This window comes from Micromonospora sagamiensis, from assembly GCF_014680085.1.
GTDB classification, from domain to species: domain Bacteria; phylum Actinomycetota; class Actinomycetes; order Mycobacteriales; family Micromonosporaceae; genus Micromonospora; species Micromonospora inyonensis.
The window spans coordinates 4530218-4545381 of the sequence record NZ_AP023438.1; the positions used below are offsets into that span (position 1 = coordinate 4530218).

A 15164-nucleotide genomic window follows, 5' to 3' on the forward strand; every position below is an offset into this window, starting at 1 on the left:
CGGCCGGATGGGTTTGGATGTCGTGCTCTACCGGGTGGTCCGGTCCGCCGGTGCGGCCCGCCGTCCCTCCTTCGTGCCGGTCGAGGTGGTGGACGACTCCGACGACGTGTTGCTGGGTCTGCTCACCCGGGTGCGCGGCGGCGGACGCACGCCGTTGCTGGACCGGTTCGACCCGGCCGGGGAACTCGTCGTGAGCGCCCCGGAGGCACCCCGTCTCCTGGCCGAGTTGCGCTGCCTCGCCGAGTCCGCCGCCTCCCCGGCGGAGATGGCCCGGCTACGGAGCCTGGCGGCCCTCACCCGTCGGTGCATGCGGGGTCACGACGTGGAGATCCGGTTGGAGGGGGACTGACCTCCGTTCCACCGCCTGCTCGGGCCCGCCCCGGCGTCGCGGCCTCCCTCCGGCGCGGCGGGATCGCGTACCCACCGTCCCGGCGCACCACCAGGCCCAGTTCCTCGAGCAGGGCGAGCTTGCGCAACGCCGTCCGGATGTCGAGCCCGGCCCGGGCGGCGAGCACGTCCGGGCCCACCACACCCCGGCGGGGCAGCGACTCCCGCAGCAGCGCCGCCTCGTCGTCGAGCTGGTCGCCGGGACGGTCCGGTCCCCGGGCCGGGGGAGCGAGGTCGGCGCCGATCCGCCCGACCTCCTCCAGCACGTGGGGCACACCGGTGACCAGGCGGGTGTCCCCGTACTCGCGGAGCATCTCGTGTGCCCCGACCGACATCGCCGAGGTGACCGGGCCGGGCACCACCATCGACGGACGGCCGATGCCGAGTGCCCGTCGCAAGGTCTGCGTCGCCCCGCTGCGCGCCGACGCCTCCACCAGCACGCTGCCCAGGGTGACCCCGGCGATCACCCGGTTGCGGATCAGGAACCGGGGACGCAGCGGCTCGGCACCCGGCATCCACTCGCTGACCAGCAGGCCGGTCTCGGCGATCCGGTCGAAGAGGGCGCTGTTGCCCATCGGGTACGGGCGATCCACCCCGCAGGCGAGCACCGCCACCGTCACGCCTCCGGCGCTGAGCGCACCCCGATGCGCGGCGGCGTCGATGCCGAACGCCCCACCGGAGACCACCGTCCACTCCCGGTCGGCGAGGCCGTAGCCGATCTCGGTGGCCACGTGCACCCCGTACGATGTGGCGGCCCGCGAGCCGACGACCGCCACCGACCGGTCCAGCGCCTCGTCGAGCGGCCACCCACCGCGTACCCAGAAGCACAGCGGCGGAGCGGTCTCGGTGTCCACCCGTCGGGTGGCACCGGGAAGCACCAGCCGGTGCAGGTCACCGACCCGGACCGGCCACTCGGGGTCGGCCGGGGTGACCAGGCGTGCCCCCAACCGCTCGGCACGCGCCATCGCCTCCGCGGACACCGCCCGCGGATCGGCGGATCCGATCCGGGCGGCCACGGCACAGCGCAGGCGATCCTCCGGCGCGCCCCCATCGAGCAGCAGGTCGAGCGTGGCGACCGGACCGAGCCTGGTGACCAGGCGGTGCACCGCCCAGCTGCCCGGCTCGACGAGCCAGGTCAGGGCGATCCGGGCCAGCCGGTCGGCGAGGTCGTGGTCGGTCATGACTCTTCTCCCGTCCGGAGGCCGATCGCCTCCCACACGTCGTCCCGACCCGGACGGGCCCGGCCGTCCAGGTCGGCGATGCTCCAGGCCAGCCGGATGATCCGGTCGAAGCCCCGGGCGGAGAGCGATCCGCTGTCCAGGCGTCGGCGCAGCTCGACGGTGTCCCGGGCGGGCAGTCGGAACGGCGGGCGGCGCAGCACCGGGCCGGGCAGCTCCGCGTTGAGGCGGTGGCCGACGGCCGCCCACCGTTCGGCAGCCGCCGCGCGGGCCGCCGCCACCCGGACCGCCACCACCGCCGACGGCTCGCCCACCTCCCCGGTCTCCATCAGTTGGGCGGCGCGCAACGGCGGCACCGTCACCTGGACGTCGATCCGGTCCCGCAGCGGGCCAGAGAGGCGACCGAGGTAGCGACGGCGGGCCAGCGGGCTGCACTCGCAGGCGGTGTCCCCCACCGGACGGGCGCACGGGCAGGGATTGGCGGCCAGCACCAACTGGATCCGTGCCGGATACTCGGTGGCCCCCCGGGCGCGGGCGAGCTGGACGTGCCCGTCCTCCAGGGGCTGCCGCAGGGCCTCCAACGCGCCGCGGCTGAACTCCGGGGCCTCGTCGAGGAAGAGGACCCCGCGGTGGGCCAGCGAGACCGCCCCGGGTCGGGCCAGCCCCGGACCGCCACCGACCAGCGCCGGCACGGTCGCCGTGTGGTGCGGGGCCTGGAACGGCGGCCGGCGCAGCAGCCCGCCGGCGGGTGGCAGCAGACCGGCGATCGAGTGCAACGCGGTGACCTCCAGGGCAGCCTCGTCGTCCAGCGCCGGCAGGATCGACGGGAGTCGCTCGGCGAGCATGGTCTTCCCGGTACCGGGCGGCCCGAGCAGCGCCAGGTGGTGACCACCGGCGGCGGTCACCTCCAGCGCGCGGCGGGCGTACCCCTGCCCGGCCACGTCGGCGAGATCCGGGCCGGGCGCGGTGGTGGTCGCCGCGACGGGCGGCGGATCGGCCAGCGGCGTGCCGTCCCGGACGAAGGCGACCAGCTGGTGCAGGCTGTCGGCCGCGCGGACCCGCACCCCGGGGATCACCGCGGCCTCGGTGGCGTTCCGCACCGGAACGATCGCCCGGGTCACGCCGGCGCGGGCCGCTGCGGCGACCATCGGCAGGACGCCCCGGACCGGCCGCACCGCCCCGTCGAGTCCCAGCTCGCCGAGGAGCACCACCCCCTCCAGGGGCAGCAGCGGCAGCCGACCGGCGCTGCCGAGGAGGGCCGCCGCGATGGCCAGGTCGAAGGCGGAACCGTACTTCGGCAGCGTCGCGGGGAGCAGGTTGAGGGTGATCCGGCGGTTGGGCCAGGTCTCGCCGGAGTTGACGATCGCCGCCCGGACCCGGTCGCGGGCCTCCTGCAGGGCGGTGTCCGGCAGTCCGCTGATCGTGAGGGCGGGTAGTCCCGGCGCCAGGTCGGCTTCCACCTCCACCAGGTGCCCGGTCATCCCGACCAGGCCGACGCCGAGCACCCTGGCGTAGCTCATCGGTGGCCGCCCATCTCAGAACGCGCCCTTGAGATGCTCGACGCGGGCGGCTCCGGCGGCGGACAGGTGCACCGAGACCACGTCGAAGCGCAGGTCGTCCGCGCGTGTCCCGGTCTCGGCCAGCCATCGCACCGCGAGCCCGCGCAACCGACGGACCTTCGCCGGGACGACGGCCTCGGCGGGGCTGCCGAAGCTGCCGTCGCGGCGGGTCTTGACCTCGCAGAAGGCCAGGACGTCGCCGTCCCAGGCAATGATGTCGATCTCGCCGTCCGGGCAGCGCCAGTTGCGGGCGACCGGGCGCAGCCCCGCCCCGATCAGGTGTCGGACGGCGCACCGCTCGCCGTACGCGCCGACCGCCTGGCTTCGTCTCGTCATGCCGGCACGGTGCCCCGGACCGCCCTGCGCCCGCAGCCCGGACGGCCCCGCCTGTGGACGACGGAGGCGGTTGTGGACAGCCGGACGATCATGCCCCTGCTGTGCTATGACGGGCCCGCGCCGGCCCCGGTGCACAGCCCGTCGATCTGTACTCCGGGTAACGGTCATGGTCGGTAAAGGTGACCTCGGAGCGGCGAATGGCGCGGGATGGCTCCTGTCACATACCGTGCCGGTCGTGGACGGACGACGGAGCTTTCCCGAAGATCAGGAGTCACGCTGGTACTCCGGTGACCGTGGCTACGGCGAGTCCGAGTGGCACGCCGGTGGCGATGATCGCTACCGGGGCGACGACCTCCGGACGCCTGAGCAGCGCGGTGACACCGGTGAGCGACGGTACGGCGACCTGACCGACCCGCCGGTCAGCCGATATGCCGAGTCGGGCCGGTACCACGCGGACGACCCACTGGGGGTGGAGCGTTCGGATGCGGAGAGTTATCGGGCGCCTCGTTCCCGGCGCGCCGAGCCCACCGCCAGCGGAGTCACCGCGAGTGACCTGCGGGGCGAACGCCCGTCCCGCCGCTCCCGCGAGGCGCGATCCGCCGGGGAGGAGTTGGCCTTCCGCGACGACGTCGACTCGTTCCGTGACGGCGTGGAGGCGCCGGAGCGGGGACGGGTTCCGGACCCCATGCGGCAGTCCCCGCTCGGGGGGTACCCGGTCATCGAGCCGTCCCGCCCCGGGGAGGTGGGCCGGGGGGTCGAGCCGGGCCGGACGGTCGACGCCGACCTGGGCACGGACCCGGGCCGGACCGCCGAAGCCGACCACGGTCGTGGGGTCGTCCTCGACCGTCGGGGTGGCGACCTCGACCGGGGTGCCGACCTCGACCGTGGCGTGGACGCCGGCCGGAGCTTCGACGGGGGCCGGGGTGTCGACATCCCCCGGGCCACCGACATCCCCCGGGCCGCCGACGTCGAGCGTGGTGCCGAGGTCGGCCCGCCCGTCGAACCGCCTCACCCGCTGGAGATGCCGACCGGTCCGATGCCGCCGGTCACCCCGCGTCCGGACCTGCCGCCGCCGGGGGCGGATCCGCTGGGCTACCCCGCCGTGGGAGCGCTCGGCCGTCCCGGCCCCGTCGCCGGTGACGGCGTCTACCGGACCCGGCGTCCGGCACTCGCGGTCCTCATCGCCCTGCTGGTGCTGGTCTTCGAGGTTCCCGCCCTGCGGGTGCTGTTGCACGGGCTGACCGCCGATCCGGCGCCGGTGTCCCACGTCGTCGTCGGGATCCTCCTGGTCGGCGGTCTGCCGATCTTCGGTGCCGGCCTCTACGGGCTGCGTACCGGCGGCCTGGCGCTGGCCGACGGCAGCCGGGGCTGGCTACGCCCGCCCACCGCGTACCTGACCGTCGGGTTGGTGCTCTTCGTCGCGGCCGCCCTCGCCGCCGGCTGAGCATCGCTCCGGCCCGTCGGGGGCCACCCACCCGGCGTCGACGTCGGGGTGTGGGCGTTATCCGTGCCCGTGTCGACCTCCGGGGTGCGGGCGGGGCCGTGACCACGGGCCCGTCTGCTACACCCCGGGGGTAAGGGGTCGGGTGGGGGCGTACACTTGTCGACTGGCGACCGCCTCGCGCGGTCGACTTCGCGCGTCCTCTCCACGGTCGTCCCGTGGGGCGACGGTCCCCTGGTCCCGATGCCGATCGGGCCCACCATGACCGGCGACCAGACGCCAGGACGTCCGGCCGCCGGCCGGGCGTGACAACCAGGGACCTTCTGAGGAGTACCCCACCATGGCCGTCGTGACCATGCGTCAGCTGCTGGAAAGCGGTGTCCACTTCGGGCACCAGACCCGGCGCTGGAACCCGAAGATGAAGCGCTTCATCATGACCGAGCGCAACGGCATCTACATCATCGACCTGCGCCAGACCCTCGACTACATCGAGAAGGCGTACGACTTCGTGCGCAACACGGTCGCCGAGGGCGGCAGCGTGCTCTTCGTCGGCACCAAGAAGCAGGCCCAGGAGGCCATCGCCGAGCAGGCGACCCGGGTCGGCCAGCCGTACGTCAACCACCGCTGGCTCGGTGGCATGCTGACCAACTTCCAGACGGTGTACAAGCGGCTCCAGCGGATGAAGGAGCTCGAGGCGCTCGGTGACCTCAGCGGTACCGCCGCCGGTTACACCAAGAAGGAGACGCTCCAGCTCTCCCGCGAGAAGATCAAGCTGACCCGCACCCTCGGTGGCCTGCGGGACATGCAGAAGCTCCCGGCCGCGATCTGGGTGGTCGACACCAAGAAGGAGCACATCGCGGTCGACGAGGCGCGCAAGCTGAACATCCCGGTCATCGCGGTGCTCGACACCAACTGTGACCCGGACGAGGTCGACTTCCCGATCCCGGGCAACGACGACGCGATCCGCTCGGCCGAGCTGCTGACCAAGGTCGTGGCCGCCGCCGTCGCCGACGGTCTGATCGCCCGCTCCGGCCGCCGCCGGGGCGCGGACGAGAAGCCCGAGGCGGGCGCCGTCGGTGCGGACGAGCCGCTGCCCGAGTGGGAGCGCGAGCTGCTCGAGGAGCCGAAGAAGGCCGACGAGGAGCAGCAGCCGGCGGCCGTCGCCGCGGAGTGATCGCGCCGCCGCTCCCCGCCCGTCGGCACCGGCCGGCGGGCGGGGAGCGGCGGAACCGCCGGTCGCGCCCGGCCCCGCGCCGCGCCCGGCCCGCCTCCGGACGACCGGTAACCCAGACCATCCCACCGAGCCTCAACACCGAAGAGAGAGCCATGTCCAACTTCACCGCCGCGGACGTCAAGAAGCTCCGCGACCTCACCGGCGCCGGCATGATGGACTCCAAGAAGGCGCTGACCGAGGCCGAGGGCGACTTCGACAAGGCCATCGAGATCCTGCGTGTCAAGGGTGCCAAGGACGTCGGCAAGCGGGCCGGTCGGACCGCCGCCAACGGCCTGGTGGCGCACTCCGGCAAGGCGCTGCTGGAGCTCAACTGCGAGACCGACTTCGTCGCCAAGAACGACGCCTTCGTCGCCCTGGCCCAGCAGCTCGTCGAGCACGGCGAGCGCAGCGGTGCCACCACCGCCGAGGAACTGCTGGCCAGCACCCTCGACGGCAAGACCGTCGCCGACCTGGTCCAGGAGCAGTCCGCCAAGATCGGCGAGAAGCTGGTGCTGAACCGCTTCGCCAAGCTGGACGGCACCACCGCCGTCTACCTGCACCGCAAGAGCCAGGACCTGCCGCCGGCCGTCGGTGTCCTCGTCGAGTACACCGGCAGGACCGACGAGGCCGCCGACTCGGACGCCCGTGCCGTGGCCATGCAGATCGCCGCGATGCGGCCGAAGTACCTCACCCGGGACGAGGTGCCCGCCGAGGTCGTCGAGTCGGAGCGGCGCATCGCGGAGCAGACCGCCCGCGAGGAGAACAAGCCCGAGGCCGCGCTGCCGAAGATCGTCGAGGGCCGGGTGAACGCCTTCTTCAAGGACTACGTCCTGGTCGAGCAGGCGTCGGTCGCCGACAACAAGAAGACGGTCAAGCAGGTGCTGGCCGACGCCGGCATCGAGGTGACCCGCTTCCTGCGGTTCGAGGTCGGCCAGGCCTGAGCCGACCGCCGGGCGCGGGCGCGCCCGGCGGGCAGGAACGTCGAGGAGGAGGTCGCGGGTGTACGTCACAGGCACCGCGGCCTCCTCGTCACATAGGGTCGACATCGGGCAGAGTCGCAGGACGGCGGCGCGCGGAACGTGCGCGAGGGGAAGGGCGGTCGGATGACGCAGGTTGTGAGTGATCGGACCCGGGCGGAGGACGACCCGACGGCACCGCCACCCGGCCGGGCCCGGCGGGTCGTGCTGAAGCTCTCCGGTGAGGTCTTCGGTGGTGGCGCGATCGGCGTCGACCCGGACGTCGTACAGGCCATCGCCCGGCAGATCGCCACCGTGGTCCGTCGCGGCGTGCAGGTCTCCGTGGTGATCGGTGGCGGTAACTTCTTCCGTGGCGCGGAGTTGCAGAAGCGTGGCATGGACCGCGCCCGCGCCGACTACATGGGCATGCTGGGCACCGTGATGAACTGCCTGGCGTTGCAGGACTTCCTGGAGAAGGAGGGCATCGAGACGCGGGTGCAGTCCGCGATCACGATGGCCCAGGTCGCCGAGCCCTACATTCCGCTGCGCGCGATCCGGCACCTGGAGAAGGGCCGGGTGGTCATCTTCGGCGCCGGTGCCGGCATGCCGTACTTCTCCACCGACACGGTGGCCGCCCAGCGCGCGCTGGAGATCCGCGCCGACGTGGTGCTGATGAGCAAGAACGGTGTGGACGGCGTCTACACCGCCGACCCGAACCTCGACCCCACCGCCAGCAAGATCGACTCGATCACCTTCTCCGAGGCGCTGCGCCGCAACCTCCGGGTGGCCGACGCCGCCGCGTTCAGCCTCTGCATGGAGAACGGTCTGCCGATGCTGGTTTTCGGCGCCCAGGGTGAGGACACCATCATCCGTGCGGTGGCCGGCGAACGGATCGGCACGCTGATCACCGCCTGACCGGCCATCCGACACGACAGGCCCACAACGAGCACAAGAAGGAGGCGAGGGGACAGGTGATCGACGACACCCTCCTCGAGGCCGAGGAGAAGATGGAGCGTGCGGTCGAGCACGCCAAGGAGGAGTTCGGCGCGATCCGCACCGGGCGGGCCACTCCGAACATGTTCTCCAAGGTCATCATCGACTACTACGGCACCCCCACGCCGCTGACCCAGATGGCCTCGGTCGCGATCCCGGAGCCGCGGATGGCGATCATCAAGCCGTACGACAATTCGCAGCTCAACGCGATGGAGAAGGCGATCCGGGACTCCGACCTGGGCGTCAACCCCAACAACGAGGGCAACCAGCTGCGCATCCTGCTCCCGCAGATGACCGAGGAGCGCCGACGCGACATGATCAAGGTCGCCCGGCACAAGGGTGAGGAAGCCAAGGTGGCGATCCGCAACGTGCGCCGCCGGGGCAAGGAGGAGCTGGACCGCATCGTCAAGGACGGGGAGGCCGGCGAGGACGACGGTCGCCGTGCCGAGAAGGAGCTCGACGACCTCACCCAGCGGTACGTGGCCAACGTCGACGAGCTGGTCAAGCACAAGGAAGCCGAGCTGCTCGAGGTGTGAAGCGGCGCGACGACCGCTGGTCGTCCGCGCTCTCCGGCACCGGTGCGCTGTCCGCCCTGGCGGCGGCGGGCACCGGTGCCGTCGGCTGTCCGGCACCGTCGGGTCGCACCCGCCGCTGCACCGCTGCCGGTCGCACCCACCGGACGGCACCCATGGTGCCGCGCACCCGCTGGGTCGCACCCGGCGTACGGCGGGCCTCGTCTGCGGGAGTGCGCGGCCCGCAGGTGCAGTAGGCTCGGCTCGATTCGCCACTGCCGGAGCGTGAACAGTGGGAATCTCCCGACCGTCGGGCGGGAGTACCGGACGGACAACAGTCGCGTGCAGGGGATGGTCTTGGTCTTGCGTCTTGCGGTGGAACTCGCCTCGCATCCGTTCGGTGCGTGATGTCCCACCTCGACTCCTACGGCAGCATCGAGCCCCGCGGCAGGGACCGCGTGGCCCGTCCCGCCCTTCCGTGGCCGGAGCCCGACCTGGAACCCGGTAGCCGGGTCCGGCACGTGTACGCCGAGCAGCCCGCCGTGACCTGGACCCCCGAGGAGTACGAGGCGCGGCCGGACGACCAGCCCACCCTCGTACCCGGTCATCCGGACTTCGAGCGGGCCTGGTCCGCCGAGCCGGTGCCGACCGATGGCCTCGACCCGTACCACCCTGCCGGCGCACCGGATCCCGACCCGCGTCCCGGGCCGGACGGCGACCCGTACCCCGGACCGGGGCCGGTCGCCGGCACGGAGCCGGAGCCGCTGTCCGGGAGCGCACCGGACCCGTCGGAGCACGACCCGTACCGCCCCACGGGGCCGGTGGGGGCGGAGCCCGCGCCGGAGCGACCCCCGGGGCGCTGGCGCGGCCGGCGACGTCCGGTCCGTGGCGGCGGGTCCGCCGCCGGGCACAGCCGGTCCAGCCGGGCCGGCCGTAACCTGCCCGCCGCGATCGGGGTGGGGCTCGCGCTCGGCGCGCTGATCCTGGTGCCGCTCTTCACGGAGATCAGGGCGTTCCTCGCCGTGCTGGCGGTGGCGGTGGCGGTCGGCATGTGGGAGATGGGGCGGGCGGTGCGCCGCGCCGACGCCCGGCCGCCGCTGGTCCCGCTGATCGCCGGTGGCGTGCTCACCGTCGGGATGGCCTGGTGGGCCGGGCCGGACGCGCTGACGCTCGGACTGCTGGTGACGGTGGCGGCGACCCTGGTGTGGCGGCTCGCCGACGGCAAGGCCGGGCTGGGTCGCGACATGGTCGCGGCCACCCTGATCGCCGTCTACGTGCCGTTCCTCGCCGGATTCGCGGCGCTGCTCGCCGCCGTGCCCGGGGACGGCCACCTGCGGGTCCTGGTCACCCTGGCCGGGGTCGTCCTCTCCGACACCGGGGGGTACGCCGCCGGCGCCAACTTCGGCAAGCGCCGGATGGCTCCCACGATCAGCCCGAGCAAGTCCTGGGAGGGCTTCGCCGGCTCGGTCGGTGCGGCGGCGCTCGGTAGCGCCCTGCTGATCTGGGCGCTGTTCGACGTGGCGCCCTGGTGGGGGGCCCTGTTCGGAGTGGCCGTGTCGGTCGCGGCGGTCCTCGGTGACCTCGCCGAGTCGATGATGAAGCGGGATCTCGGCATCAAGGACATGAGCAATCTGCTCCCCGGCCACGGCGGGCTGATGGACCGGCTCGACTCGATCCTCTTCGCGGTGCCGACGGCGTACCTGCTGCTCGCGGTCTTCGTGCCGGTGGTGAGCTGAGGCATGGATCACGACGGGTTGCCGTCCTGGTCAGGGGTTCCGACGGCAGCCGGACACCGGTGGACGGGCCGGGGGCGGCGCGGGCGTGGGAGACTGGACAGGCCATGACGAGCCTGCCCATGATCCCGGTCGATCCGGACGCCGCCGCTGCCCGACGAGCCTCGCTGCCCCCGCGCCACCTCGCCGACCTCGACCTCGCGGGTCGCCAGGCCCTCCTCGCCGAGATCGGGGAGCCGGCCTTCCGGGCGCGGCAGATCTCCACGCACTACTTCGGGCGACTGGTCCGGGACCCGGCACTGATGACCGACCTGCCCGCGGCGGCCCGCGAGCGGCTGACCGGCACCCTGCTGCCGAGACTGCTCACGCCGGTGCGCGAGCTGGCGTGCGACGACGGGGCCACCCGCAAGGCGCTCTGGCGGCTGCACGACGGTTCCCTGGTCGAGAGTGTCCTGATGGGCTACCAGGACCGGGTGACGGTCTGCATCTCCAGCCAGGCCGGCTGCGGCATGGCCTGCCCGTTCTGCGCGACCGGCCAGGCCGGTCTCACCCGTAACCTCTCCACTGCGGAGATCGTCGACCAGGCCGTCTACCTCGCCGGGGTGGCCGCCTCGGGTGTGGTCGCCGGCTCACCGGCCCGGCTGTCGCACGTGGTGTTCATGGGCATGGGCGAGCCGTTGGCGAACTACTCCCGGGTGGTCGCGGCGATCCGCCGGTTGACCGCACCGGCGCCGGAGGGCCTGGGCCTGTCGCAGCGGCACATCACCGTGTCCACGGTCGGCCTGGTGCCCGCCATCCGACGTCTGGCCAGCGAAGACCTCTCGGTGACCCTTGCGCTCTCCCTGCACGCCCCCGATGATGAGCTTCGCGACGAGCTTGTGCCGGTCAACCAGCGCTGGAAGGTCGCCGAGGTGCTGGATGCCGCGTGGGACTACGCGGCCCGGACGGGGCGTCGGGTGTCGATCGAGTACGCGATGATCAGGGACGTCAACGACCAGCCCTGGCGGGCGGACCTGCTCGGCCGGTTGCTGGCCGGCAGGCTGGCGCACGTGAATCTCATCCCGCTCAATCCGACCCCCGGCAGCCGGTGGGACGCCAGTCCCAAACCGGTCGAGCGGGAGTTCGTCCGGAGGCTGCGTGCCGCCGGGGTCTCCACCACCGTGCGGGACACGCGTGGGCGGGAGATCGACGGCGCGTGTGGGCAGCTGGCCGCGGCCGAGGGGGAGAAGGACGAGGCGACGGCGTGACGGGGCGTAGCGAACTGAACCAGGAGACATAGTGGCGAGTCAGGGTCAGCGTTTCCGGCGAAAGGCGCTCCGCCGGGGCTACAAGGTCGACGAGGTGGACGCCTTCCTGGACCGGGTCGAGGCGACCCTCGCCGGTGAGCCGGTCGGTGCGCCCGTGGCCTCCCAGGAGGTGCACGACGTCGTCTTCCGGGTCCGCTTCAACGGGTACGACGAGTGGCAGGTCGACCTCCACCTGGACCGGGTCGAGCGGCAGCTCGCCGAGCTGGAGGAGCGCGGCGGAGCCGTCCCCTCCCGGGTCGGTGACCGGATGGGTCCCCCTGACCGCATGGGTCCCCCTGACCGCATGGGTCCGCCCGAGCACCGGATGGGTCCGCCCGACCGCATGGGCCCACCGGAGCACCGGATGGGTCCGCCCGACCGCCTGGGCCCTCCGGCGCACCTGGGCCCTCCGGCGCACCTGGGTCCGCCGGATCGCCTGGGTCCGCCGGATCGCCTGGGTCCGCCGGACCGGATGGGTCCGCCGGACCGGATGGGTCCGCCTGAGCACCGGATGGTTCCGCCCGACCGCCTGGGCCCGCCGGACCGGATGGGCCCGCCCGCACACATGGGTCCCCCGGACCGGATGGGTCCGCCGGATCGCCTGGGACCGCCGGATCGGATGGGTCCGCCCGAGCACCGGATGGGTCCGCCCGACCGCATGGGCCCACCGGAGCACCGCATGGGTCCGCCCGATCCCATGGGCCCGCCGGACCGGATGGGTCCTCCGATGCGTGACGAGCGGGGCCGGCCCGTCCCGCCGCCGCTACCGCCTCGGCCGATGCCCGCGCAGGCCAACCCCGCCGACCGGTACGGCCGGTACGACGAGCCGACCGGTGCCTTCCCGGGCGGGTTCGACGCGCCCCGGGAGGACTACGACGCGCCTCGCGGTCACGGCGGACCTCCGCCCGGGCCCGGCGGTCCGCCGCCCCGTGGCCTTCCCGCCGGCCCCGGCGGGTATGGGCCGGACGACCGGTTCGACGGGTTCGAGGCCGGACGGCGTGGCCGGGCGGACATGACGGCGGAGATCCGGATGCCCGACCGGGAGCTGCGTGGGCGTGGCCCGGCTGGTCCGCCGATCCCCGGCCCGCCGCCCGGGATGCCCCCGGCGCTGCCCGCGCAGCCGGCCAGTGGCCCCCCGGCCGGTCCGCCGCCGATGGCCGGCCCGCCCGGCAGTGACCTGCACCGGGTGGACCAGATCCGGCGCGGATTCCAGGTCCGGCGGTTCGGCAGCGGGTACGACCCGGATCAGGTGGACCGTTTCTTCGACAGCCTGCTCGGGGGTATGTCGGGGCGGGGTCCGATGCCGGTCAACCCGAAGGACCTCGACAGCATGCGCTTCCCGCTCGTGCCGGGCGGCTACTTCGAGGCGGAGGTCGACGCGGCACTGAAGGACGTCCAGGAGATCCTGCTCGGCCGTTGACGCCGAGCAGGCGGACCCGGGAACGACCGAGGGCCCGCACCCCGAAGTGGGGAGCGGGCCCTCGGCACGTCGTCGGACGGGTCGACCAGCCGACGGTCAGGACCGCAGGCCGTTGCGGCGCAGCACCACGTCGCCGATGACGACCAGCAGCAGCAGTGCCGCACCCGCGATCAGGAAGATGTTCTCGACCCTGCCCTCGTGGTTGCCGCAGAGCATCGCCAGCAACGCCAGCGCGGTGACGACCGCGCCGATCTGACCGGCCTTGCGGTGCCCCGGCTTGTGCTGGTCTGGCGACGTTACCGGCTCGCTTCCTGCCACTGTCGGTCCTTCCCTCGCGATCGGATCTCCGATTAGTCTGGCACGCCCCGTACCGGGCGCGGCGCAGGGTCCGGCCGGCCGGCTCGGCGGCTGCCGGCGTCCGGGGGCCAGGGGCACTACCGGCGTCGCGGTGAGCGGGCCACGGCCACTCCGGTAGCGTCTTGTCGTACACCTTGGTTGTCGTTTTGAGGGGGACTGTACGGTGCGAGTGACCGGTACGGGGCATGCCAGCATGCGAATCGACACGGCGGCGGGCAGCATCCTCTGCGACCCCTGGGTCAACCCGGCCTACTTCGCGTCGTGGTTCCCGTTCCCGGACAATTCCCAGCTCGACTGGGAGACGCTCGGCCAGGTCGACTACCTCTACGTCTCGCACCTGCACCGGGACCACTTCGACGCGGCGCACCTGAAGCGGTTCGTGTCCAAGAAGGCGACCGTGCTGCTGCCCGCCTTCCCCACCTCCGAGATGGAGGACGAGCTGCGCGAGCTGGGCTTCACCAGCTTCCTCCGGACCCGCAACGAGGAGGTGCACGAGCTCGACGGCGGGCTGAAGATCATGATCCAGTCGCTGACCAGCCCGACCGACGGGCCGATCGGTGACTCCTCGCTCTGGGTGGAGTACGACGGCGTCCGCCTGCTCAACCAGAACGACGCCCGCCCCACCGACCTGAGCACCTTCGCCGAGCTGGGGCACGTGCACGCGCACATGCTCCAGTTCTCCGGCGCGATCTGGTACCCGATGGTCTACGAGCTGCCGCAGGCCGCCAAGACCGCCTTCGGCAAGCAGAAGCGGGACCGGCAGTTCGACCGCACCTGGCGCTACATCGACGACCTGAAGGCCGACCACGTCTTCCCGATCGCGGGTCCGCCCTGCTTCCTCGACGACGAGCTGTGGCAGTTCAACGACATCCACGGCGACGAGGGGAACATCTTCCCCGACCAGTCGGTCTTCCTTTCCGAGTACGCCAAGGTCGGCGGCACCAACGGCGTGGTGCTGCTGCCCGGCAGCGTCGCCGAGATCACCACGGACTCCTGCGAGACCACCCACCCGGTGCCGGTCGACGAGTTCTTCGCCGACAAGGTCGCCCACCTGGAGGAGATGCGGGAGCGCAAGCGCCCGGTCATCGAGGCGGAGAAGGCGTCCTGGCGGCACCCGGAGATCGACGTCCTGAAGGAGATGAAGCGGCGCGTCGAGCCGCTGCTGGAGGAGTCGGTCTACCTGGCCAAGGGGGTCGGCGGCCCGGTCCGCTTCGACCTGGTCGGCTACGACGGTGAGTCGGTCGAGTCGATCGTGGTGGACTTCCCGGGCAAGGAGGTGCGGCCGTACGCGGACGAGAAGGTCCGGTACCGCTTCCGTACCGAGCGCGCCCTGGTCGAGCACCTGTTGCACATCGGCGAGGTGGACTGGGTCAACTCGCTCTTCCTCCCCTGCCGCTTCTCGGCGGCGCGGATCGGCCAGTACAACGAGTTCGTCTACGCGTTCTTCAAGTGCCTCTCCCGGGAGCGCCAGCAGTACGCCGAGGGTTGGTACGACGAGCACGAGCGCAGCAGCGACGCCGAGGACGTCACCATTGGGGACTGGGTGGTCCAGCGGCGCTGCCCGCACCTGAAGGCGGACCTGACCCGGTTCGGCATCGTCGAGGGCGACCAGCTCACCTGCCAGCTGCACGGCTGGAGGTTCGACCTGGCCAGCGGGCGCTGCCTGACCAGCGTCGGCCACAAGATCCGCGCCCACCGCGCCGAGACCCCGGCCTCCTGACCGACGCCCGCGTCCCGGCCACCTGAGCCGCACCGAGGGTCGAGAGGTCCCTGCCGCACACCCAGATGGCGGT

At 72.8% G+C, this 15164-nt stretch carries 15 protein-coding genes and 1 pseudogene; 12 read left to right on the plus strand and 4 right to left on the minus strand.

Going from position 1 to position 15164, the window contains the following annotated elements; translation table 11 throughout:
- The first annotated feature begins 7 nt into the window (after positions 1-7).
- On the plus strand, positions 8-349 hold the full coding sequence (locus tag IGA62_RS19955; protein ID WP_145819368.1) for a hypothetical protein: 342 nt from the start codon (positions 8-10) through the stop codon (positions 347-349).
- Here IGA62_RS19955 and IGA62_RS19960 read toward each other — a convergent pair.
- Genes IGA62_RS19960 through IGA62_RS19970 form a run of 3 tightly spaced genes read right to left on the minus strand, consistent with a single transcriptional unit; the run spans position 294 to position 3460 of the window.
- Positions 294-1568, minus strand: a complete 1275-nt coding sequence (locus IGA62_RS19960) for a DNA-processing protein DprA (RefSeq protein WP_145819367.1) — start codon at positions 1566-1568, stop codon at positions 294-296. The genes IGA62_RS19955 and IGA62_RS19960 overlap by 56 nt on opposite strands.
- Complete coding sequence (locus IGA62_RS19965) at positions 1565-3085, minus strand: YifB family Mg chelatase-like AAA ATPase (protein WP_145819366.1); 1521 nt, start codon at positions 3083-3085, stop codon at positions 1565-1567. The genes IGA62_RS19960 and IGA62_RS19965 overlap by 4 nt, the downstream gene beginning before the upstream one ends.
- A gap of 15 nt (positions 3086-3100) precedes the next feature.
- On the minus strand, positions 3101-3460 hold the full coding sequence (locus IGA62_RS19970) for a YraN family protein (protein WP_145819365.1): 360 nt from the start codon (positions 3458-3460) through the stop codon (positions 3101-3103).
- A 235-nt stretch (positions 3461-3695) separates the two neighbouring features.
- Between IGA62_RS19970 and IGA62_RS30790 the strand changes: the two genes are divergently transcribed.
- From IGA62_RS30790 to IGA62_RS20015, 10 genes and pseudogenes are all read left to right on the plus strand, one after another.
- Positions 3696-4904: a hypothetical protein gene (locus IGA62_RS30790; protein ID WP_377464240.1), complete on the plus strand. Its 1209-nt coding sequence runs from the start codon at positions 3696-3698 to the stop codon at positions 4902-4904.
- A 337-nt stretch (positions 4905-5241) separates the two neighbouring features.
- A complete protein-coding gene (gene rpsB / locus IGA62_RS19980) occupies positions 5242-6075 on the plus strand; it encodes a 30S ribosomal protein S2 (protein ID WP_145819363.1) in 834 nt (277 codons plus the stop codon).
- 152 nt (positions 6076-6227) lie between these two features.
- Positions 6228-7055: a translation elongation factor Ts gene (tsf, locus tag IGA62_RS19985; protein WP_145819362.1), complete on the plus strand. Its 828-nt coding sequence runs from the start codon at positions 6228-6230 to the stop codon at positions 7053-7055.
- A 162-nt stretch (positions 7056-7217) separates the two neighbouring features.
- Positions 7218-7985 carry a UMP kinase gene (pyrH, locus tag IGA62_RS19990; RefSeq protein WP_091463267.1) on the plus strand — a complete coding sequence of 256 codons (768 nt, stop codon included), beginning with the start codon at positions 7218-7220 and terminating at the stop codon, positions 7983-7985.
- Between the two features lie 56 nt (positions 7986-8041).
- Positions 8042-8599 carry a ribosome recycling factor gene (gene frr, locus IGA62_RS19995; RefSeq protein ID WP_145819361.1) on the plus strand — a complete coding sequence of 186 codons (558 nt, stop codon included), beginning with the start codon at positions 8042-8044 and terminating at the stop codon, positions 8597-8599.
- Entirely contained in the window at positions 8596-8832 is a 237-nt protein-coding gene (locus tag IGA62_RS20000) for a hypothetical protein (protein WP_145819360.1), read from the plus strand. Before frr ends, IGA62_RS20000 begins: the two co-directional genes overlap by 4 nt.
- A gap of 150 nt (positions 8833-8982) precedes the next feature.
- Positions 8983-10311: a phosphatidate cytidylyltransferase gene (locus tag IGA62_RS20005; protein WP_145822116.1), complete on the plus strand. Its 1329-nt coding sequence runs from the start codon at positions 8983-8985 to the stop codon at positions 10309-10311.
- A gap of 104 nt (positions 10312-10415) precedes the next feature.
- Positions 10416-11555 (plus strand): 23S rRNA (adenine(2503)-C(2))-methyltransferase RlmN, encoded by a 1140-nt coding sequence (rlmN, locus tag IGA62_RS20010; protein WP_145819359.1) that lies wholly within the window; start codon positions 10416-10418, stop codon positions 11553-11555.
- 31 nt (positions 11556-11586) lie between these two features.
- Positions 11587-11766 (plus strand): annotated as a pseudogene (locus IGA62_RS31035) (DivIVA domain-containing protein); the annotation flags it as partial.
- Between the two features lie 300 nt (positions 11767-12066).
- Positions 12067-13014, plus strand: a complete 948-nt coding sequence (locus IGA62_RS20015; protein ID WP_456299365.1) for a DivIVA domain-containing protein — start codon at positions 12067-12069, stop codon at positions 13012-13014.
- A 96-nt stretch (positions 13015-13110) separates the two neighbouring features.
- Here IGA62_RS20015 and IGA62_RS20020 read toward each other — a convergent pair whose 3' ends face one another.
- Positions 13111-13332, minus strand: a complete 222-nt coding sequence (locus IGA62_RS20020) for a DUF2631 domain-containing protein (protein ID WP_145819357.1) — start codon at positions 13330-13332, stop codon at positions 13111-13113.
- 202 nt (positions 13333-13534) lie between these two features.
- Here IGA62_RS20020 and IGA62_RS20025 point away from each other — a divergent pair, with 202 nt between their 5' ends.
- Positions 13535-15091, plus strand: a complete 1557-nt coding sequence (locus tag IGA62_RS20025; protein WP_145819356.1) for a Rieske 2Fe-2S domain-containing protein — start codon at positions 13535-13537, stop codon at positions 15089-15091.
- The last annotated feature ends 73 nt before the right edge of the window (positions 15092-15164 follow it).